Source organism: bacterium (assembly GCA_020444065.1).
In the GTDB taxonomy this organism is placed as follows: domain Bacteria; phylum Sumerlaeota; class Sumerlaeia; order SLMS01; family JAHLLQ01; genus JAHLLQ01.
Genome location: JAHLLQ010000011.1, coordinates 18,957 through 38,973, shown reverse-complemented (window position 1 = coordinate 38,973; position 20,017 = coordinate 18,957). Strand labels below are relative to the sequence as shown.

At 58.7% G+C, this 20,017-nt stretch carries 15 protein-coding genes; 5 read left to right on the top strand and 10 right to left on the bottom strand.

Annotated features, from left to right (window positions below; all coding sequences use genetic code 11):
* Positions 1 to 109: 109 nt before the first annotated feature.
* Positions 110 to 1,924, top strand: a complete 1,815-nt coding sequence (locus tag KQI84_18825; GenBank protein MCB2156936.1) for a S8 family serine peptidase — start codon at positions 110 to 112, stop codon at positions 1,922 to 1,924.
* A gap of 24 nt (positions 1,925 to 1,948) precedes the next feature.
* Positions 1,949 to 3,481: an ABC transporter permease gene (locus KQI84_18820; protein ID MCB2156935.1), complete on the top strand. Its 1,533-nt coding sequence runs from the start codon at positions 1,949 to 1,951 to the stop codon at positions 3,479 to 3,481.
* 7 nt (positions 3,482 to 3,488) lie between these two features.
* Here the strand turns inward: KQI84_18820 and KQI84_18815 are convergent, their stop codons facing one another.
* From KQI84_18815 to KQI84_18790, 6 genes are all read right to left on the bottom strand, one after another.
* Positions 3,489 to 5,012, bottom strand: coding sequence for a lipopolysaccharide biosynthesis protein (locus tag KQI84_18815; protein MCB2156934.1), 1,524 nt, complete (start codon positions 5,010 to 5,012; stop codon positions 3,489 to 3,491).
* Positions 5,013 to 5,095: 83 nt separating this feature from the next.
* Positions 5,096 to 5,932 carry a hypothetical protein gene (locus KQI84_18810; GenBank protein MCB2156933.1) on the bottom strand — a complete coding sequence of 279 codons (837 nt, stop codon included), beginning with the start codon at positions 5,930 to 5,932 and terminating at the stop codon, positions 5,096 to 5,098.
* A 97-nt stretch (positions 5,933 to 6,029) separates the two neighbouring features.
* Positions 6,030 to 7,769 (bottom strand): hypothetical protein, encoded by a 1,740-nt coding sequence (locus KQI84_18805; protein MCB2156932.1) that lies wholly within the window; start codon positions 7,767 to 7,769, stop codon positions 6,030 to 6,032.
* Positions 7,770 to 7,855: 86 nt separating this feature from the next.
* Entirely contained in the window at positions 7,856 to 10,357 is a 2,502-nt protein-coding gene (locus tag KQI84_18800) for an SUMF1/EgtB/PvdO family nonheme iron enzyme (protein ID MCB2156931.1), read from the bottom strand.
* Positions 10,358 to 10,447: 90 nt separating this feature from the next.
* On the bottom strand, positions 10,448 to 10,903 hold the full coding sequence (locus tag KQI84_18795) for a hypothetical protein (GenBank protein MCB2156930.1): 456 nt from the start codon (positions 10,901 to 10,903) through the stop codon (positions 10,448 to 10,450).
* A gap of 5 nt (positions 10,904 to 10,908) precedes the next feature.
* Entirely contained in the window at positions 10,909 to 11,508 is a 600-nt protein-coding gene (locus KQI84_18790) for an XRE family transcriptional regulator (GenBank protein ID MCB2156929.1), read from the bottom strand.
* A gap of 105 nt (positions 11,509 to 11,613) precedes the next feature.
* Here KQI84_18790 and tdh point away from each other — a divergent pair, with 105 nt between their 5' ends.
* From tdh to KQI84_18775, 3 genes are all read left to right on the top strand, one after another.
* Entirely contained in the window at positions 11,614 to 12,651 is a 1,038-nt protein-coding gene (gene tdh / locus KQI84_18785) for an L-threonine 3-dehydrogenase (protein MCB2156928.1), read from the top strand.
* A 2-nt stretch (positions 12,652 to 12,653) separates the two neighbouring features.
* Positions 12,654 to 13,832 (top strand): aminotransferase class I/II-fold pyridoxal phosphate-dependent enzyme, encoded by a 1,179-nt coding sequence (locus KQI84_18780; protein MCB2156927.1) that lies wholly within the window; start codon positions 12,654 to 12,656, stop codon positions 13,830 to 13,832.
* A 65-nt stretch (positions 13,833 to 13,897) separates the two neighbouring features.
* A complete protein-coding gene (locus KQI84_18775; GenBank protein MCB2156926.1) occupies positions 13,898 to 15,721 on the top strand; it encodes a hypothetical protein in 1,824 nt (607 codons plus the stop codon).
* On the opposite strand, the gene KQI84_18770 is transcribed toward KQI84_18775, so the two are convergent.
* From KQI84_18770 to KQI84_18755, 4 genes are all read right to left on the bottom strand, one after another.
* Positions 15,715 to 16,152, bottom strand: coding sequence for a hypothetical protein (locus tag KQI84_18770; protein MCB2156925.1), 438 nt, complete (start codon positions 16,150 to 16,152; stop codon positions 15,715 to 15,717). The two genes, KQI84_18775 and KQI84_18770, sit on opposite strands and share 7 nt — an antisense overlap.
* An 86-nt stretch (positions 16,153 to 16,238) precedes the next feature.
* On the bottom strand, positions 16,239 to 17,129 hold the full coding sequence (locus KQI84_18765; protein MCB2156924.1) for a tyrosine-type recombinase/integrase: 891 nt from the start codon (positions 17,127 to 17,129) through the stop codon (positions 16,239 to 16,241).
* Between the two features lie 172 nt (positions 17,130 to 17,301).
* Positions 17,302 to 18,462 (bottom strand): cysteine desulfurase, encoded by a 1,161-nt coding sequence (locus KQI84_18760; protein MCB2156923.1) that lies wholly within the window; start codon positions 18,460 to 18,462, stop codon positions 17,302 to 17,304.
* 36 nt (positions 18,463 to 18,498) lie between these two features.
* Positions 18,499 to 19,962, bottom strand: coding sequence for a tetratricopeptide repeat protein (locus KQI84_18755; protein ID MCB2156922.1), 1,464 nt, complete (start codon positions 19,960 to 19,962; stop codon positions 18,499 to 18,501).
* Positions 19,963 to 20,017: the final 55 nt, after the last annotated feature.

Sequence of the window (20,017 nt, the reverse complement as noted above, 5' to 3'; positions counted from 1 at the left end):
GAAGCCCCTTCGCCTCCTGGCAGCGGAGTTTGATCCTGTGCACTCCGTCCCTTCCTTCAGGGGATTCCAGACAGCAGAGCGTGCAGTCGAATCGGATGCACCTAAGGCGATGATCCTGCAATTCCAGGGACAGATCGATGCCTCTGCGCGTCAGGAAATCGAGGGGCTGGGCGGGCGAATTCTCGGCTACTTGCCGGAAGATGCATTAGTCGTCCAACTGCCGCCGGACGCCACAAACAAGGTACTGCAGAACCAGCGAACCCGCTGGCTGGGTGAGTATCAGCCGGCCTTCCGAGTCGCTCCCGATCTCCTGAAGCTGGAATCGACCGAGCTAATCGATCTGGAGATCGGGCTCTGGAAGGGCGAGAGTGCTGCGCGCCTCCGTGCAGAACTCGATCGGCTTGGTGCGCAATCGGTGAAGCCATTCAACGCGGCCGGCGAAGGAGCGCGGCTCCTGTGTCGCATCGATCCCGGGGACATTCCTGCGCTGGCGTCGCTCGACGAGGTTCAATGGATTGAGCGGGCGCCCGTTCTGACTCGCCGCAACAACACGACGGAATGGGTTCTTCAGTCGAATGTCAGCGGATCCCTGCCGATCTGGAATCAGGGACTGCACGGCGAAGGCCAGATCATCGGGCATCTGGACGGCGAGATCGACATGGACTCTTGCTTCTTCGAGGACACTCTGAATGGCAACATTCCAGGCCCGTCACACAGGAAGATTGTCGCCTACTACGAACCCCAGGCTTCCGAATATCATGGTACTCATACCGCCGGTACCATCGCGGGATCGCTGGAGAACGGAAGCACAATCGGTGTGGGTCACGCCTATGCTGCGCGGCTGGCTCACGGGCTTGATCTTGACGTCGCAGGTTATCTCGACACTCCCTCGACATTGCTTGCAGCGTTCCTGCGCGCGAAGAGCGATGGGGCATTCATCCACTCCAACTCCTGGGGCGACGACAGCCGCACGAACTACACGTACTGGTGCCGCGATATCGACCAGTTCAGTTGGGAGAATGAGGATTCATTCGTAGTCTTTGCCGCGACGAATTTGCCGGGATTGAAGTCTCCAGAGAATGCAAAGAACTGCCTCTCGACATTTGCCACGTACCAGAACCCCAGCCAGGATTCGATCGCTTATGGCGGTAGCGGACCAACCGATGATGGTCGTCGCAAGCCCGAGATCGGTGCGCCTGGCAGGTTCATTCAAAGCGCCGGCATCACAAGCGAGTGTGGCCTTCTGGAGGTGTCTGGAACCAGTATGTCAGCGCCGGCGATCGCTGGAAATGCGGCACTTGTGCGACAATACTTCATGGAGGGCTTCTATCCCTCGGGGGCTGCAAATACCGCGGATGAGTACATCCCGACGGGTTCATTAATCAAAGCCGTCCTCCTCAACAGCACCGTAGACATGACTGGCGTGTCGGGCTTTCCAGGCGACCGGGAAGGTTGGGGGCGGTTGCTCTTGGACAATTCGTTGTACTTCAGCGGAGATGCGCGGCGGCTGGAAATTGTCGATGTGTGGAATGCTCAGGGAATGGAAACGGGGGAGACGCGCGAATTCACCGTTGAGGTTCAAGGAACGGCGGAACCGCTCAATGTCACCCTGGTCTGGGCAGATCCGCCGGCACTGCACAGTGCTGCACAGGTTTGGATCAATGATCTGAATCTGGAGGTCGAATCGCCAGACGCCACAACTTATCTGGGCAATGTCTTCTCAGGCGGTGTTTCGGTCTCGGGAGGGGCGGCTGACGAGAAGAACAATGTTGAGCAGGTTCGCCTCACGCCAATGGCTGGCGACTGGACGATTCGAGTTTCGGCAGAGAACATTCCGGAGGGTCCACAAGGGTTCGCCCTTGCCATCACCGGCCAGATCAACAATACAGGAAAGACCTCTGTAGAAGATTGGCGCAGGGACTGAAAGAAGAGGAGACCAGAGCCGCCGATGAAGGCCTTCCTGCAGAACGTCTTCGATAATCCGATCCTGACGCGTGAACTGCGCCGCCGCATGCGGGGCAAGGCACTGATCTACAGCATGATCGGCTACATCATCCTGATGACCATCACGAGCATGCTGGTGTTGCTGGCGAGTTTCTCCATTTCGAACCAGGAGATGACGCAGGAGGCTCTCGCCCAGATGGCAGATACGGGCCAGCGACTTTACCGCTGGATCACGAGTATTCAGATGCTCCTCGTTCTGATCATCGCTCCGACCATCACGGCCGGTATGACCACGGGTGAGAAGGAAAAGAAGACGTTCGATTTCTTGCGCGTAACGACGATTACCCCCTGGATGTACATCATGGGGTGCTTCCTCTCGACGGTCTTCTATGTCGCGTTGGCGCTGCTGTGCGCTTTGCCCCTAATCAGTCTCGCGTTCCTCTACGGTGGCATCGGCAAGGTCGATGTGTTGAGTGCCGCTGGCGAGCTTCTCGGAGGCTCAATGATTCTTTCCGCGCTGGGCCTTTACATCTCGTCGATTCGAGAGCGCACGCGGACCGCACAGGGCATTGTCGTCTTCATGATCTTCATCACGCTGTTCGGCGGCATGTTCGCAATGAGCCAGATTTCCGCCTGGTTGGGTACAACCGGAGGAGGTATGACCCTGAGTTCGACCAACAGCCTTGGACTTCCGGTCTGGGCGATGGTCGGCGGGGGAGTGATTCTGCTGACCGGCGTCTTCCTGTTGCTTGCGGCGCGAAAGCTCTTCGAGCCGACTGAGACGCGGGCCTTCAGCCACTGGCAATTCGGGCTGATCTCTGCGATTATCGTGGGGATATATCTCGCGACGACTTCGGGCCAGACACTGGGATTCAATACGATCCTCGGGTTCCTGACGGTTGGGTGCGTGTTGCTGGTTGTTGCGGTCAGTTGCTTCTCAGTTGGACGCATGGAGGTCGGTGACGAGATCTGGCACCTGAAGCGCCTCATCCCATTCCTGCGTCCGATCGACCAGACGGTTCCGTTCCTGATCGCTGTCGGTCTGCTCTGGTACATTGCGGGCGAGTTCTTCCTCGGGCACGTCGGAAGTCTCGGCCCAACGCCACCGGGAATGGTCGAGAGCACCGTTCTTCTTTCCCTGGCGAGCTATGCATTCTTCTGCACGTTCGGCCGCTTTGCCACTTCTCTGACTGTTGGGAGAATGGGAGCTGGTCGAATTACGCTGGGCGTCGTTGCCGGTTTCTGGATATTGCTGCCGATCATCGGGGGAGCGTTTAACGCCGCCGCGATTAACTCGGAAGGTGCCATGGCCCGTCTCGGAGATCTGATCGGGCGATTCTCTCCGTTCTATGTGATGATCGAAGGCATCGAGCAGGCAGCCCTGTACAAGAGCGCATCGAGCTTCTTCATAAACCCCGTATCGATCCAGATCATCGGTTACGGCCTGTTGGCCCTGATTTTCCTGGGTGTCGGCGAGTACAAGCGATTCAAGCGCTGGCGCGGATTCGACTATCACTTCGATATGCCAACCGGCTGAGCTTCGCTTATCGCTTCCGCAGAGCAAGTCCGCGCGCGTAGTGGATGACCTGGAGTGTTGTTCGATCTTTCAGGGCGATTCCCGTCGCCGCATAGACCGCGCATCCGCTGCCAAGCAGAATCGCTCCCCACAAGTAGGCATTCGCAACGCGGTCGCCGAAGGCATATTGCAGGGCCAGCAGCATGGCCGCCATTGCAGTGGCCTGCGGAAGAGTTCGCAGATAGTGCAACGCCATCGGAGCCACCGGCACTCGAGCAACCCGACAGGCATAGATGACATTCGGCAGGAAGAGAACCCCCACCATCGCAATCGAGTAGGCGATCGCTACACCGATCGGTCCGTGCGGCAGGCCGAACCAAAAGGCTGCAAGCAACACGATCAAATTCGCGATGCCGACGCCGACCTGGCGCCAGACGTTTCCCTTCGCGACGAAGAGCCAGCCCAAGCATGCCAGCACGGGCTGGATGGGCGCGCTGAACGCAAGCGCACGAAAGAGCGGAACGCTGGGTCCCCAATCGGGTCCGTAGAGCACGCGGATCGCAACGTCGGCGCACAGGATTGAGAACACCGCAACAGGCATTGCAAGAAAGACAATCAGTCCGGTCGCGCGATGAAAGACGCGCTCGAATTCCGATGGCGAATCCTGCAGTCGGCTGAGTGTTGGCAGGATTGCCGAGGAGAATGGCTGGGTGATCGTCATGATCGGAAGCATCAACAGGCCATAGGCCTTTACGTAGAAGCCCAGATCGGCTTCGCCCCATGCCTTGCCGATCATGACATTGTCGCCCTGACGGGCTCCAAACCAAAGGAATGCAAAGAGCGTCGTGGCTCCGCCGAAGAGCAGCAATTCGCGGGTTCGCTTTGTACGAAACGTGAAGGACGGCAGCCAGCGTGTTTTTCTCCAGGCCGGCACGATCATCAAAATCGATCCTGCCGGTGCAGCCAGGATCAGCGCCCAGTATCCCGCGCCGAGAAGCGCGAGCGTAATTCCAACCGCGACGGTGGCGATCACGCCAAGTACCTGGAGTGTGGCCTGCTTGTGAAACTCAAGGCGACGGGCCAGGAGTGCGCTTTGTAGATTGACGAATGCACCGAGGGGGAACGCAAGACCTGCGGCGAGCAGAACGACGAGGAGCTCCGGCTGTTCGTAGAACACCGCGGTGGGCCATGCGGCAACCCAGGCGATTGCCATCAGCAGCGCTCCGACACAAAGATTCAGCCAGAAAGCGCTGGAAAGGTCGTCGTCCGTCAGGTCCTTGCGTTGGATGACGGCGGTGCTGATTCCTCCATCGCCAACGATTCCGAGCAGCCCCGTGACTGTTGCCGCCATAGCGGCGAGGCCGAAGTCCGAGGGGAGCAGAAGGCGCGCAAGGACCGCCGTGTTCACGACCTGGATGCCCATCATCGCCACACGGATGATCAGGAAGTCCGAGACGCCAGACGCAACTTTCTCTTTCAGGCCCACCCCGGTGGGCAGAGGGACGTCGGTACTGGAGCCAGCTTCTTCGGTCTGTGAATTCGGGGAGGTCATCGGCAAGCCAGAGACAGAAAAGGAAGAGCCGCCAGACATTCCGGTCCGGCGGCCCAATCAGTCAAACTAGAAAAAGGACTCGATCACTCTTCCCAGTTCCAATCGCCGTCGCCTTCATGCGGATCGACAGGGCTGGTCTCATCATCGCCGCCGCCCGTGTCTCCATCATCCTGCTGGTCGTTGTAATAGACCGTGCCGCCAACAACAACAGCGGCGCCACCGGCCACCGCTGCGCCGCCGATTACTGCAGGCGTCAGGCGCAGGAATCCGAAGAGGACTTTGTCGTCATCGTCATCGTTCGTGATCTTCTGGTCATCGGAGAGTTGGGAGCCATCGCCCGTCGCCTGGCCAATCTTGTCGGCCGAGGTCTTCCAGATTTCGCCGTCGCGCGTCAGCCGGAGCGTATCGCCGGCAGTCATCATAGCGACCGGATCGCCGCCATTGGCTGGGCGGATTTCGAAGCTGCGCTGCACCGCGTAGACGACGATTCGGCCTTCGGTCGTGTGACTGACTGCGAAGAAACCGGGCTGGGCCTGATCTTCGGCGTCAGAGGTTGGCAGGGGGCGAATCTCCAGGTCCTCAACTTCGAGCCCAATGCCGGAGGCCGCCGTGGCGGACAATGCTGCCTGCCCATTGGTCAGGCGGATTGTCTGCGAATCGACCAAGTCGACTTGAGCATCGCGTCCCATGGCCAGAGCGGCACCAGCGGTGGTGCGCAGGGAAAGGATCTCGGCACGCGATACAATGGAATCGCCGGTCTGCACGACTAGGGTCGTGTTGCTGCGCTCGATCACCGAATCCTGGCCACGATGAATCTCGAAGGGGCCCTCCGACTGGACGGTCCCGAACGGGGATGCGCCGGCGGACATCAGGAGAGCAGAGAATAGGGCGATCAGCAGGTAGAGCTTCCCACGTTTCATCAGTTAGTCCTCGCGAGGAATTATTGTCGCTCTCGGAATCATATCACTCTTCGCATGATTGCCGATGTGTGCCAAGGCGATTCTGTGTCCTTGGCATTTACTCCCGTTCCACCATTGTGATTCCCGGGCGATAACGGCCTTCCATGACCGGCACCATCTCGCCATCGGACAGGGATTCCACTTCATCCATCACGGCGTCCATGACGTTCTCCAGGGTCAGCGTTTCGCGGCCAGGCAGGCCATCTTTCATGACACTGGCCATGGCCATTCCGAAGAGGAATCCACCGGAGCTCTTGGTCGCCGGCACGGTTTCTTCAGCGGAGGCGATCACTGCCCAGCGCTTCGGCAGGTTCGAAAGGTCGTCGATGTACTCGCGCTTCGGGCCGGACCAGTCGATGTCCAGTATGACGACGATCTCTTCGGTCGCCATGGCGCGCTCGATGGTACTCATCAGGTCGTCGATCGACATGGTATTGCCACCGCTTCCGATTGTCAGGCCGTCGGCGTTGCCGGAGGCAGCCACGTAAACGAAGGCCAACTGATTGGCGAGTGGCTTCTTTCCGAAGCTGTTGATCGCACTGCCCAGGGCTGCCGAGTCGAGTGAGTTCTCCGCAACGACTTGGACATCTTCCGAATCGAATTGCCCGATCAAGGGATCGGCGAATACCGAGGCCAACTCGTTGACGGTCCGTGTGGCCTCAGACGACCCCACGCCAATCAGGAGAGCGAACCGATCGGTCGGCGAAAGCTGCTTGGGCATGCGCTGAATCTCGAAGTTCGCACGCGTCTCATTTCCACGATGGTCGACGACCATCGCCTCGAGCGTGTTCTTCCCAAGATGGAGCGGAATGGCAAGATCGCGTGCAGAGAAGTTCCGCGGCGACTTGTCCTCTTGCAGCAGATCGAGTGGATTGATTCCGAGATCGATCGCCTGGTTGTTGACGACGAGGGCGATGCTCTTCGTACCGCCGGGGGCGGTAGCGCTCCAGCGAATCGTCGTTGTCGGTTCACGAACGATGTCGCCGGCAGCGGGGTAGAGGAACGAGAACGTCGGCGGGCTGCCCTTGCGGGCGAGTTCCGCTTCGCGAGCCAGTTTCGCGACGTGAGCTTCGCCATCCTTGCGGAGCTGCGCCCAGTAATTGTCTCCCGCGGGGGGGACTTCCGCCCGCAATTCGACGATGAACTGATCCCAGATTGGTGTGATCTTCTCCATCAAGTCTTTAGTGGAGCCTTCTTTCGCATACCGCGTGAAGAAACGCCGACTGGTTGTTTCCTGCACGAGAATTGGATCTGTGATGGGATCGCCGGTGTAGCCGTCGAACACCTGGATGTCAGCCTTCAGATCCCAGATGCGCGTGAACTTCGGCAGGCCCAGGAACCAGACGAGGTCGCCAAAGATTGAAAGGCCATAATACGAGACACCGCCTCGACTGGTCGTTTCCTCGAGTGTTCCCGTGATGAGCAAGTCGTAGGAGCCGAGGGGAGGAAGTTCTTCGATCGGGGTGTACTCGACTTGCGAGAACACTTCCGCTTCCTTCAGTCGCTGCGCCAGGTCGCGGGAAAACAGTTGATTGAAGGCCTCGACGGAGCCGGGGTAGACTTCATCGTGGCGAGAGAACTTGTACGTGGCCCAGGGGAGCAGGGGAATCCAATAGAGGATTGCCGGGTCGCGATCAAAAGGCCGGGCATCCTCAAGCGGCGTCACCACGACCTTCATCGGGATTTCGGGGTACTCGGAACGCGTTTCCATGACGCGGTACTTGTTCGAGCTTCCGCAGCCGGTGATATTTACCAGCAGCCCCAACAGAACGAATGCAACTGGGATAATACGGCGCATATCCGCCAACCTCAGTGGAATAAAATACAGTCCGGGCCAAAGCCGGACCAGTTGATGAGAGTCTGCAAGCAAGAATTCTGGACCGATCAGTCCGTCCGGGCCAAGCGGAAGCCGACATACGGCTCCTCTTCGTCCGGTTCGCTGCGCTCTCGATAAGTTGTCCGAATCTCCTTCGGAGTCACCGAGAAGTAACTGCCACCACGCAAGACACGACGATCGCGCGATGACTGCCCCAATTCCGGCCCCGTCGGATCGATGCGATCGGGCGACTGGTACGTGTCTTCGGAGAACCAGTCGGAACACCATTCGGCAACGTTGCCCGCCATATTGAGGCACCGGGCGGCACTTGCCCCGTCACGGAGGAATGTCACGGGCAGCGTCTCGTTGCTGGCGAAGTTCGCGCTGCTCTGTGTCGGCGGCGTGTTGCCCCACGGGTACGTGCTCTCAAACGTGCCGCGCGCTGCGCGCTCCCACTGTGCTTCCGTCGGGAGATGATAGTGGCGGCCCGATTCACTCGACAGCCAGTTGCAATAGGCTTCGGCCGCGAACCAATCCACCCCATTCGCGGGGTGCAATTCGCGGCCTTCGCGCGGGACGAATCGCTGGATCTTCTCGTCGAAGATCACGTTTGTCTGGTCGGTGGGGGTGAATAGGTCACGCGCCTCATCCACCGACGGGCGGCTGTTCAAGAAAGCTGAGAACTCGATGGCGCTAACTTCATATTTCCCAATATCATACGCAGTAAGGCGGACATTGTGCGCGGGCCCTTCACCGAACTCGCCATCATCGGCTCCCATTGTGAAGGAGCCGCTGGCGATCTTCACCATCTCCGGCGACATGGCGATCTTGCGGGCGATACCATCAGCCGTCTGAATGATCGCTTCCTGGAAGGCAGGATCTTCATAAGCCTTCAAGTTCATGATCTCTGACCAGCTTCGAGCGAGCTCCTGCAGGTCTGTCGTCTCAGCGGCCTGATCGGCCAACTGTGCGAGGCGGCGACGGCCGAGATGAGGTGTCGGGCTTGGTTCCGGAGTCGGTGGCAGGGGAGTGCCAACCCTCTGAGTCGGAGATGGTTTCGGAGTCGATGGGATCTCTGTCGCTGCAACCGGCGGTGTCGTGGCCTCTGGCGTCGGAGTGGCAGTGGGTTGGGGCGTTGCCTGCGGCGCAGGAGTCGGCGTCGCGGTTGGAGTCGGTTCGACCATGGCGACTTGACCGTTTCCGTCGGGTCCTTCTTCATCATCGCCGCCCGTCAGCACTGCCACTGCATAGAATCCGATGATCAGCGCCAAAGCTCCAATGATGGACAAAACGACGGGAATCCCGAGCTTGAATTTCTTCTTCGCAGGTCCCGCCATCGCAGGCGTTGCTGGCGTCGCCGGGGGAGGAGACGCTGCCCTTCCGCCGCCAGCAGACGAGGGTGTCGGAGCAGGTGCCGGAATCGGCTTCGTGGCCGGCTGCGAGGAGCGCGATTCGTCGATGCGCTTCATCGGAGCTGTCGCATCGTACGACTCGCCTGTCGGCGTTGTCTGCGCGATCGTTGCCTGCGTCTGAACTTCGATCAATCCATCACGAGGCGCCGTCGGGTCTTCTGAGTCGTCTGCGCGAATCGACGGAATTGGCATCGTGGATTCCGGCGCCTGGCCAGATTGGCGCCAGACCTCCGACATCGGGACGTCGACAATCGATTCGAGCGCATCTGTGATCAGTCCCGCCAGCTCTGAAGCATCCTTCGGACGGTTGTTTGGGTCCTTCTCCAAGCAACTGGCGATCAGAGCATCGAACTCTTCCGTCAGTGCCGGATTGTGCGAACGAATCGAAGGCGGCGATTCATTCAAGTGCGAAACCGCAACCGTCAGGCCGGAGCCTGTGAATACGGTCTGGCGCGTGAAGACATAATACATCACGCAACCGAACGAGTAGATGTCGCTGAGGGCGGAAACGCCAGTCCCTCGAATCTGTTCCGGCGACATGTAACTTGGGGTGCCGAGCGCTTGACCGGTCTGGGTCAGTTGATCGCCCATGCCGGTGTACTGGCCGGCGGGATCAATGTGCGCGATACCGAAGTCCATCACCTTCACGCGCCACTTGCCCTTTGGCAGGCGCGCGACCATGATGTTGTGTGGCTTCACATCGCGATGCACGATGCCGTGCTCGTGCGCATGGGCGAGGCCTTCGCAGGAAAGCGCGAAGATCATCGAGAGATCGCCGACAGTCAGATCCGTCGGTGGATAGATACAGAATTCTTTGAGATCCTGGCCTTCGACGAACTCCATCGCAATAAAGACGGCGTCGTCCTTGTGATAGTATTCGTAGACCTGAACGATGTTTTCGTGGAGGAGTTTGGCGACGGTCTTTGCCTCGCGCGAGAATCGCGCGAGAATCTCCGGCGATTCGAGCACGGCCTGGCTCGGGACTTTGAGCGCAACATCGCGGCCAAGGTCGACCTGGCGGGCGCGGTAGACTTTGCCCATTCCGCCGGCGCCCAGGACCTGCTTGATTTCGTACCTGCCCGCGACAACGTCGCCCACTTGAAAATCGAGCATCAGCCAGACATCATTCCAGTAGATTCGGGAGCCGAAACAATACACGGCTCCACTCCAGCGCCCGAATAGATGCGACGCTGCCAAGGGGTGCTACAAGCAGTAAGTTTCACCGGGCCTGCGGCGGGGAGGCAATCCTCATTCGAGGACTGTGTGAGAATCCGTGGAAACGAACTCCAGCAGGGCTGCTTGGGCGGGTGTCAGAAGGCGGTCGTACATGGTTCCGGAATCCTGATCGACGTAGAAGGCCGAACGTTCGCCGCAGACGATTTCGGAGATCATTCGGTTGCGTATGACGAACAAATAGAGGGGGAGCTCTTCGACTGGTGTAGATTCAAATACCCAATAGGCTGTATCGCCGATCATTCCCTTGTCGGCGAACGTGACTTCCGGCGGCTTCCGCAGCGAGAAGACATCGCTCATGTAAGACTGAAGATCTTCGACGAAAGTCTCCTCGGCGATTTGCGCCTCGTCCTCGGCCAGATCGTCCAGGACGACGTCGACCTCCAGCACGGCTTCAACGAGATCATTCTCGTCTTCGGGCAAGGTGCCGAGATCGATGACTTGCCCTTCTTTTGTCCGCAATTGCGCCATCCGGATCACTCCCAGTTGGAGGACTTCTTACTCGGGGGCTGAAAGTTGACAGCCAGCATAAACAGTGCGCCCTTGTTGCCGTGCGCGTGAATTCCATGGGGCACGTCAGCGTGATAGCGCGCTGTTTCGAGGGCTTTCACAATATTGGTGCGATCGCCCAACTTCACCGCCACTTCTCCCCGGATCACGGTCAGTGTCTCGATCGTGCCCTTGCTGTGAGGATCGGAGTCCATGACGCCCTTCGGCTCGAACTCGATCTTGTACAGCTCGGCCTTCTCAACCCAATCGACGGTCGAGAGAATCTGGACCTTATGGCCGTGTTCCTTCGAGGTGAGCGTGGGGCAATTCGCCTCACCGAGCAAGGTGAACATGGAATCCCGAGATTCCATCTCGCCCTCGAGCAGATCCTGGAGCTTCAGGCCAAGGCCGGATGCGAGCTTCCAGACAACGGCCAATGTGGGGTTCACCTGGCCGTTTTCAATCTGCGAAATCATGCTCTTCGATACGCCGGACAGCTTGGCGAGACTCTGCAGCGAGAGGCCGCGCTGATGGCGTTTGTCGGCCAGGATCTGGCCGACTGCCGGAGGTTTGCCGCTTGCGGTCATATTCCCCTCTTTTTGCTTCTAGTCAGCATTGACGCCCTCAAGCGTTCAACATATCAAACACCTTGTGGCCATTTCCCACTCAACCCCCTCGTGAAGGCAACCCTAATGCGCGCTTTACGGAAAATGGAACGCAAAGAAGGGCTGGTTTTGAGGAAGGCTCCCAAGCCGAAAGTCGACTATGGGGAGGTCCTGATTCGAGTCCTCAAGGCAGGTATTTGTGGCACCGACGTGCATATCTGGAACTGGGACGAATGGGCGGCCGGACGCCTGAAACCGCCCCTGACAACCGGTCATGAATTTGTGGGGATTGTGGAAAAAATCGGCGAAGGAGTCGAGGGCATTCATATCGGCGATCGCGTCAGTGCCGAAGGCCACATCACCTGCGGACAGTGCCAGTATTGCCGCACCGGCCAGGGGCACATCTGCACCGATGTGAAGATCATCGGAATCGATCGTGACGGTTGTTTCGCCGACTTCATCAATATGCCCGCATCAAACATCTGGCCCGTCGATCGGCGGATTCCCGACAGCCACGCCTCGATCTTCGATCCGTTGGGCAACGCCATGCACACCGTGACGACCGAACCGGTGGCCGGAAAATCGGTTCTGATCGTTGGGGCAGGTGCGATCGGTCTCTTTGCGATTCCGATCGCCAGAGCTCGCGGTGCTTCGCAGATCATCGTGGCCGAGCCCAATCCTTATCGGCGCAAGCTGGCAGAGAAGTGCCACGCGGACCTTCTGATCGATCCGACGAAACACAAGATCAGCGACGTCGTTCACAGCGATGTCGACCCGAGCGGTGTGGAAGTGCTTCTTGAGATGTCCGGTCACCCGGAGGGATTTCGCGAGGGCCTGCGCTCGGTGCGCGGCGCCGGCGCGGCGGTGCTGCTGGGTATCCCCTCGAAACCAATTGAAATCGATTGGTCCAACGACGTGATTTTCAAGGCTCTGCGAATCTTTGGCGTCAACGGCCGTCGGATGTTCGATACCTGGTACCAGAGCCAGCAGTTCCTTGTTCACCACGGCCATGAGATCGAGCCGATTTTGACGCACGAACTGGAGTTGGAAGACTTCCAGAAGGCATTCGATCTCATCCTTCAGGGAAAGGCCGGAAAGATCATCCTGAACATCGGGAAGGAGTAATCATGAGCCTCCGAGAGACTTGCCAAGCCCGCCTGGATGCGATCGAGGCGGAAGGGAAGATGAAGTCCTTCAACTACCTGCAGGGGCCGATGGATCGCTCCGTCAAAGCGCGCGATATTGGCGATCTGCTGGTGATGTCGAGCAACAACTACCTCGGCCTGGCGAATCATCCCGAAGTGATCGAGGCCGGCATCGAGGGGCTCGAAACCTATGGCGCAGGCACCGCATCCGTTCGCTTCATTTGCGGTACGTTCGATATCCACGAGGAACTTGAGAAGGAATTGGCGGGCCTTGCGCGACAGGAGCGTGCGTTGAGCTACGTGTCCTGCTGGTGCGCCAACGAGGGACTGATTCCTACGATTTCCGGCCCGAACGATGTACTGATCAGCGATGAGTTGAATCATGCGAGTCTGATCGATGCTTGCCGCCTGGCCAAGAAGACGACTCGCGAGATCTATCGTCACGCGGATTTGAAGCATCTGGAAGAATTGCTGAAAGCCCACGCAGACAAAGAGAATCGCTATGTTGTGACCGATGGTGTGTTCAGTATGGAGGGCACCGTCGCGCCGCTCGATGACATTGTCGATCTTTGCCGGAAGCACGACGCATCGCTGATTGTCGACGATTCCCACGGGACAGGAGTTCTTGGAAAACACGGGCGCGGCACGGGCGAGCACTTTGGCGTCGAGGAAGAGATCGATGCGTTGACCAGCACATTGGGCAAAGCCCTCGGGGGAGCAGCCGGAGGTTTTGTCGCCAGCAGCGCCGCCGTGATCGGAGTGCTGGAGCAGATGTCGCGGCCGCAGATCTTCTCGAATGCGTTGCCACCGACGGTTGCATCGAGTGCGCTCCGGGCGGTTCGCGTTCTGAAGACCGATCAGGCACGAGTCGATCGCCTTCAAAACCTGACAAAATTCGCGCGCGATCTGTTCCGCGAGGCAGGCTACGATGTCAGCGATAACCCGACGGCGATCATCCCCGTCATCTTGGGCGAGACCAAGGATGCAATTCGTGCCAGCAAGGAACTGCTGAAGCGAGGCATCTTCATCACAGGATTCGGCTTCCCGGTTGTCCCGGAAGGGACGGCCCGCCTGAGAATTCAAGTCTCCGCTGCGCACACCGAGGACGATTTCCGACGCGTGCTGGAAGAACTGAAGAAAATCGTTCCGCCGAAGGCATGACCTGGGCTAGGGATTCTGTGAGCGCGGGAAAGGCGCTCCATCAAGCCCAGGGTGAGCCAGAACAGATGCCACAAGGAAATCGAATCGGACTCGGAGTCGTCGCTGGAGTTCTGGCGACGGTGATTGTTGTCTTGGTGACACTCGAGCTTCTTCTGAATCGTCCGGAAGAGCCGCGTGTCCTGGCGACGCCCGAGGCTACGCCACAGCAAGTGCAACGACCTGGCAGTGCAACCAGTTCCAATGACATCCCCGAAACGAGTCCAACGCCGGTATCCGAGGACTCCCAACTCGCCGGTGATGCAACCCCACTTCCCGAGTCGGGTGAGATGAGCGGCACCGGTACGGATGAGTCTCCAGCCGAGGCGACTGAAGAGCCGCCGGCGCTGACGATCCACGTGTTCTCGTCCTCAGGCGAGCCGGCCCCCGGGGCGCGCGTTTGGGTTCTTCCTGCGAAGTCATTCGTGCAAGACGATGAACAGATCTTGCCGGCGGATACGACGGGTGGGATTGACCTGTTTGCAGGAATGGGAAGTGGGGAGAGGCGCCACCTCCCTGCGGATGAGTCAGGCATTGTCAGTATCCCGCTCGACCAGCCACCAGGCGAATACATCGCGGCGGCGATCGGTGCGGACAACGGTGCAGGCCAGAGCGAGGTCTTCGAGCTTTTCAATCCTGCTGTGGATACGAGCATCGATGTCATTCTCGATCCCCCCGGTCAACTCATTGGCAGCGTGTTGAATTCCGACGGGGAACCAATACCGATGGAACGCGTTCAAATCTCGGGCAATGCGCTGGAGATTGAAGAAGGTGGCAAGACGGTACCTGCCCTCAGTCCGAGCATCCGCGTTGTGCTTCAGCCGACGATCCTCTTCGAGGCCGCGACGCAATCCAGTCAGGTGGGGGAGAACGGCTCGTACTCGGCCGATTCCATTCCGCCAATTGCTTATCTCGCCAAGGTATCGGGTGAGTTTCCGGAAGGCTGGGCTGGGCCCGCCGATCGCGTGATCGATCGGGATGCCTTGCTCGAGATTCCCGCAGAAGAGAACTTCATTCTGACTCGCGCCAGCGCGCTGCTCGGGTTGATCGAGAACTCCGAAGGAGAACCCATCAGAAGGGCACGTGTGACGTGGCAGGCCAAGCCCGAAGGCGGCGGTCCGCTGGTGCGCGGTGGCAGTATGGTGACGGACTACGATGGCGTCTTCATCTTTGAAAACGTGCCATTCCAGCCGATCGTTCTTGAGGTCGGGCATCTGAATTACAGGACGAACACCGTGGAGATCGGTTATCCCGACCAGACCGATCTGGTCGTGCAACTGGAGCCATTGCCTGCCGTCGAGGGCTATGTCGTGAATGCCGAAAGCCGCGATCCGGTCGAGGGGGCAACCGTGCGAATCGAGCCTTTGCCGGGAAGCGACGCCCTGCCCCGAGCCGGCGGTTCATTGAAGACGAATGCCGTCGGGTGGTTCTCGTTTCAGGTATCCGGCAGCGGGGGAGTGTTGCTGCGCGCAGAGAAGAAGGACGCCGGTCTCGTTGGAGAACTGCGCGTCGATGAAATCGCCGACTATCGCGATAGTGAGCAGGAACTGACGATCGAAGTGCATAGTGCTCCGTCCCTCCTTTTGCGTGTCGCCGTTGAGGACGAAAGCATGAGGCTCCCACGTCGGGTGACGTACACGATGATGGATGGGAAGAAGCCTTCGCGAATCGGAATCGCCGAACTGAAGGACAATTCAGCGGAGATTCTTGTCGAAGGGTTGAAAGCAGATCGTATTCAAATCTCCGTCCAGGGCGGACGGATGTTCGGAGAAGCACCGCTTAAGTTGCCAGGACAGCAGGCCGTGTCGGTCTTGATGAAGAGTACCGCGACTCCGACACCTGAACCTCAGTAGGGGATCAGCGTTAGCTTCATTGTGTGCACGTATTGGCCGGAGTTATTGGTGTAGGTCGTCGATTCGCCCTCTTCAAAATCACGAATCACTCCATGGTTGATCAGGTAGTCCAGGAAATCGCCACCTTGCGCGAAGTTCCCGGACTTCCATTGGATCGTCACGTAGGCTTGCCCGCCGGTGTCCTGGAAAGAAAGGACCTCGACGCGGGCGTCTTTGGCTGCGGCAGCGACCTGCTCCTTCAGATTGATCTTCGGAGCTTGATTCTGAACTGGGTGGGCGGATCGCTCCTGAGGCGTCGTGTGATGGACGTCCGTCAGTTTGTCGAGTGCCATCCGGTTACGAGCATCTTTGCTGGGCCAGAGATTGAAGATCGCTACATAAGCGGCGATGAGCAGGATCAGCAGGCCGAACACTCTGAGAAAGAATTTCATAATCCACAACCCCTGAAGTGGAGTCCCTTTTCCTCAAGGGTAACGCATTACGTGCCAATCGCCACGGAAAAGAGTGGCATTATTTTTCAACTGTCGATTTTCTCTACCGCTTTACGGAGGCGATCCACGTGGGTGTGCGTGTAGATACTGGTGGTCGCAATCTGCGAGTGCCCCAGGAGTTCCTTGATTTCTAGCAGACTGGCGCCTCTGTGGAGCAACTGCGTTGCGAAAGTATGGCGCAGCTTGTGGGGCGTAATGCGGTGATTGACGCCGGCCGCCTTGACGGCTCGTTCCACGGCATATCCGACGCCCCGGGAGGTGATCCGAGTTTTTGTTCGGCTGTAAAACAACGCCTGCGGGTCTGAGTCGATGGGGGAGCGAACCTCATCCAGATAGGCCCGCAGAGTCCTCGAAACCAGGCTGTGCATGGGAACCAGGCGCTCTTTGGAGCCCTTTCCGTGGATCAGAATGCTGTTTGACGAGAAGTCCACGTCTCCGACGTTCAGCCCAACCAGTTCCGACAGGCGCATTCCGGTGAACAGGAAGGTCACAAGGATCGCGTAGTCGCGGTATCCCTCGGGATTGTTGCGATCCGGCGCCAGCAGCAGGCGAGCGATCTCCTCATCGACTAGGTACAGCGGTAGTTTCTTGGGGAGCTTCGGATTGTGGAGGGACAAGGCCGGGCTCTTCGGCATGAACTCCTCGCGTACGAGGTGATCGAAGAAGACCCGCATTGTACTCATGACGCGAGAGATACTCCGCGGCTTGAAACGCTCATCGTCGCGGAGCGTTGCGAGGTGATCCTTGAGATGAAGCGGAGTAATCTGGTGCAATTTTAGTTCCGGCCGATCGTCGCGATGCAGGTGAGACTGCAGTCGGCGGAGGTCGGACTCGTAAGCCTTGAGCGTATTCTCCGCCAACCCGCGCTCGACGCGCAGGAAACGGAGGAACTCATCGATGGCCTCTGACAGCTTCATGAGAAGTTGGTGCCTGGAAGGCCGAAAGACCGTCAAGAAGAGAGGAGGTGCTTGATCTGGCCCTAGAGTAAATAATGTCAATTTAACGAAATAATAAGAGGAGCCGGCAAGTACCATAAGAAACTGCCAACAGAGGGCTTATAGCTGAGTCAGGCTCTGGTTGGTTGGTGAGTCAGTGAGAAGTCAGCGCGGCAATCGCTTGTCGGAGCGCATCCACAAACTCGGGAAGCTGATCGGCAGTGTTCGTTCTACCGAGACTGATCCGGATGGCGCTGGAGACGCGCTCGAAGTCGGTGCAGAGCGCCTGGAGGACATGGCTGGCCGATTTGCCGGTGCTGTTGCAGGCGGACCCGGTACTGATGGCGTACCCCCGACGATCCATCTCCATGACCAGGCGCTGGGCGTCGGTGCCAGAGAATGAGACATTGAGTGTGCCGGCCAAGCATCGATCCGTCGGGCTGTTACGGATGGCCAACGGGATTATGCTGGAGATCTGCAGCCACAGCTTCTCGCGCAAGGCACGAAGACGGGAATCCTCGCGCTCAAACTCCTCGGCAGCCAGGTCGATGGCCTTGGCGAATCCTGCGATGGAGGCGACATTCTCGGTCCCCGGGCGCAGGCCGCCCTCCTGGCCGCCGCCTGTCAGAACTGCGGCTAGGGGCGTTCCCTTGCGCACATAGAGAGCCCCTACACCTTTGGGACCATAGAGTTTGTGCGCCGTTGTCGAGAATGCATCTACTCCAAGCGACTGTAAGTCCAATGCACACCGGCCAACGGCCTGGACCCCGTCGGTGTGGAAGATGGCATTGGTGTGCTCATGGGTCATCGCGGCCAGTTCGCGGATCGGATTGATGGTCCCGACTTCGTTGTTGGCCATCATGATTGAAACAACAGCCGTGCTGGGTTTCAGAGCATCGAGGAGATCGGCGGGTCGAGCCCTCCCCCACTCATCAACGTGTAGGATCGTCAGGTCGAAGCCATCCCTGACGTGCAGATCGTGGCAGGTATCGAGCACTGCCTTGTGCTCGACTGCGCTCGTGATCAGATGATTTGCGCCGCGGGATTCTCGCGCGAACAGAGCGGCTCCGCGGATCGCGATGTTGTCCGCCTCGGTCCCGCCGCCGGTGAAGACGATCTCGCTCGGCTCGGCGGCGCCAAGCGTCCTCGATATACTGCGGCGGGCCTTCTCGATTTCATAGCGCGCAGTCGCGCCGAATGAATGAACAGAGGACGGATTGCCCCAGGTCTCTCGAAGTTGGGGGAGCATCGCTTCCAGGACTCTTTCGTCCAGAGGCGTGGTAGCATTGTGGTCGAAGTAGAACGACTCTGCCATTTCTCTTCCTTCGCTCCCCTGCGTCACGCGGGCGGATTACTTGTTCTTGTTCACGGCATCGGTTAGATTCCGCAGGATCGTGCGCGCTGCGTGGCGGGTTTCCCAAGGTTGCTTGGGATCGTTCAGAAGCCCATTGAACAGATCGGTTGCAGCTCGAACGCGCCCAGCCTGAAGCAGCAGATTCGCTGCGTTCCATCGCACGTGGCTGCTGCGTTCGTGAAGTCGCGTGATCGTTTGGATCCGCTGCACAGCCTCGGCGACCTGACCCAGTCGGCCAAGCACATTCAGCAACATCACCCAACATTCATCGGAGCCGCCCTGGGCAACGGCTCTCTCGAAGTGAACACGAGCCGTCTCGAAAGCCCCCTGGCCGTACATCAAATCGCCGAGAGCTTTCTGCGGAGCCCAGGCATCGGGATACTCCTTCTCAAGTCTCTGGACAAACTCCAGCCGTTCTTCCGGCTTCTCGTGCCCGAGCGTGGCGAGTTCGACCGCGGACAAGTTATTCGGGTCTGCTTTGATGGCATGCTGCAATATATCCATCGCCTCTTCTTTGCGTTCCTGTCGACGGATGGCAAGGGCACGGCCGACGATTGCCTTCGGATCGTCGGGCTTCTCCTCAAGATACTGGCCCAAGAGCTTCTCTGCCTTTGCCCAGTTGTGTACATCCAACTCGCATAGTCCAAGGAGATAGAGGGAGCGCGAATCATTCGGGCGCGCCTTTCGGTAGGCTTCAGCCGCAGCAAGTGCGAGTTTGGGCTTCTGATCGGATCGCTGGAACACGACATAATCATCGAGCTCATTCCACTTCTTCTCTGCCACCAACTTCTGGATCCGATCATAAACCGCGTTTTCATAGTGTTCGCGCTTCATGAACTGAATCGAATGGGCGTTGTTCGGGTCTGAACCCATCGGGATGATTTCGCCCGCCTTCTGGAGCTGCTCCATGATGGCAGTGTCCTGGGGGAACAGCTCTTGAGCTTCCCACAAGAACTTGATCATCTCCTCGCGCTTTCCGAGCCCCTTCAAAGCGAGGGCGCGCAGTGCATAATAGCGTGCTTCGCGTTTCATTGCATCGCCGATTTCATCCAACAAAGACAGCGCCTTTTCGTGCTCTCCGTCGTCGATATAAACTGTTGAGAGGTTCATTTTCGAGCGCAGGTCTTCCGGCTTCGAGGCAACAATCTCTTCTAGAATTGAGCGAGCCGTATCGCGATTGCCGTCCCGGACGGCATCGGTCGCTTCCTGCAGACGGATGAACCGATTCGCAACCTCCTCATAATCCGCCTTATCCGGGATTCCGGGATTCTCCTCCACGTAGCGGAGGGCCCAGCGTCCCATCTCACCAACGCTGACGCTCCCCTTCTCGACACGAGGCAATTCACGCAATGGCACAGGCATGCGCGATGGGGCTGCTTGCTGGATACGAGCACGTTCTGACATTTCGTGCATCTGCCAACTGCTTCTCGCGCTGCGTTTCTGGCGGGATTTCTTCTTCATAGACGGTGGGCTTTCTCTTGGGCGATCAAGCGATCTGACTCCGGCCTGTCGGACG

Bases quoted from the DNA above. Each gene is read 5' to 3' on its own strand.
- tdh (MCB2156928.1), top strand. From the start codon at position 11,614: ATGCGCGCTTTACGGAAAATGGAACGCAAAGAAGGGCTGGTTTTGAGG.
- KQI84_18760 (MCB2156923.1), bottom strand. From the start codon at position 18,462: ATGGCAGAGTCGTTCTACTTCGACCACAATGCTACCACGCCTCTGGAC.
- KQI84_18770 (MCB2156925.1), bottom strand. From the start codon at position 16,152: ATGAAATTCTTTCTCAGAGTGTTCGGCCTGCTGATCCTGCTCATCGCC.
- KQI84_18810 (MCB2156933.1), bottom strand. From the start codon at position 5,932: ATGAAACGTGGGAAGCTCTACCTGCTGATCGCCCTATTCTCTGCTCTC.
- KQI84_18755 (MCB2156922.1), bottom strand. From the start codon at position 19,962: ATGAAGAAGAAATCCCGCCAGAAACGCAGCGCGAGAAGCAGTTGGCAG.
- KQI84_18825 (MCB2156936.1), top strand. From the start codon at position 110: ATGATCCTGCAATTCCAGGGACAGATCGATGCCTCTGCGCGTCAGGAA.
- KQI84_18815 (MCB2156934.1), bottom strand. From the start codon at position 5,012: ATGACCTCCCCGAATTCACAGACCGAAGAAGCTGGCTCCAGTACCGAC.
- KQI84_18775 (MCB2156926.1), top strand. From the start codon at position 13,898: ATGCCACAAGGAAATCGAATCGGACTCGGAGTCGTCGCTGGAGTTCTG.
- KQI84_18780 (MCB2156927.1), top strand. From the start codon at position 12,654: ATGAGCCTCCGAGAGACTTGCCAAGCCCGCCTGGATGCGATCGAGGCG.
- KQI84_18795 (MCB2156930.1), bottom strand. From the start codon at position 10,903: ATGGCGCAATTGCGGACAAAAGAAGGGCAAGTCATCGATCTCGGCACC.
- KQI84_18820 (MCB2156935.1), top strand. From the start codon at position 1,949: ATGAAGGCCTTCCTGCAGAACGTCTTCGATAATCCGATCCTGACGCGT.
- KQI84_18765 (MCB2156924.1), bottom strand. From the start codon at position 17,129: ATGAAGCTGTCAGAGGCCATCGATGAGTTCCTCCGTTTCCTGCGCGTC.
- KQI84_18805 (MCB2156932.1), bottom strand. From the start codon at position 7,769: ATGCGCCGTATTATCCCAGTTGCATTCGTTCTGTTGGGGCTGCTGGTA.
- KQI84_18790 (MCB2156929.1), bottom strand. From the start codon at position 11,508: ATGACCGCAAGCGGCAAACCTCCGGCAGTCGGCCAGATCCTGGCCGAC.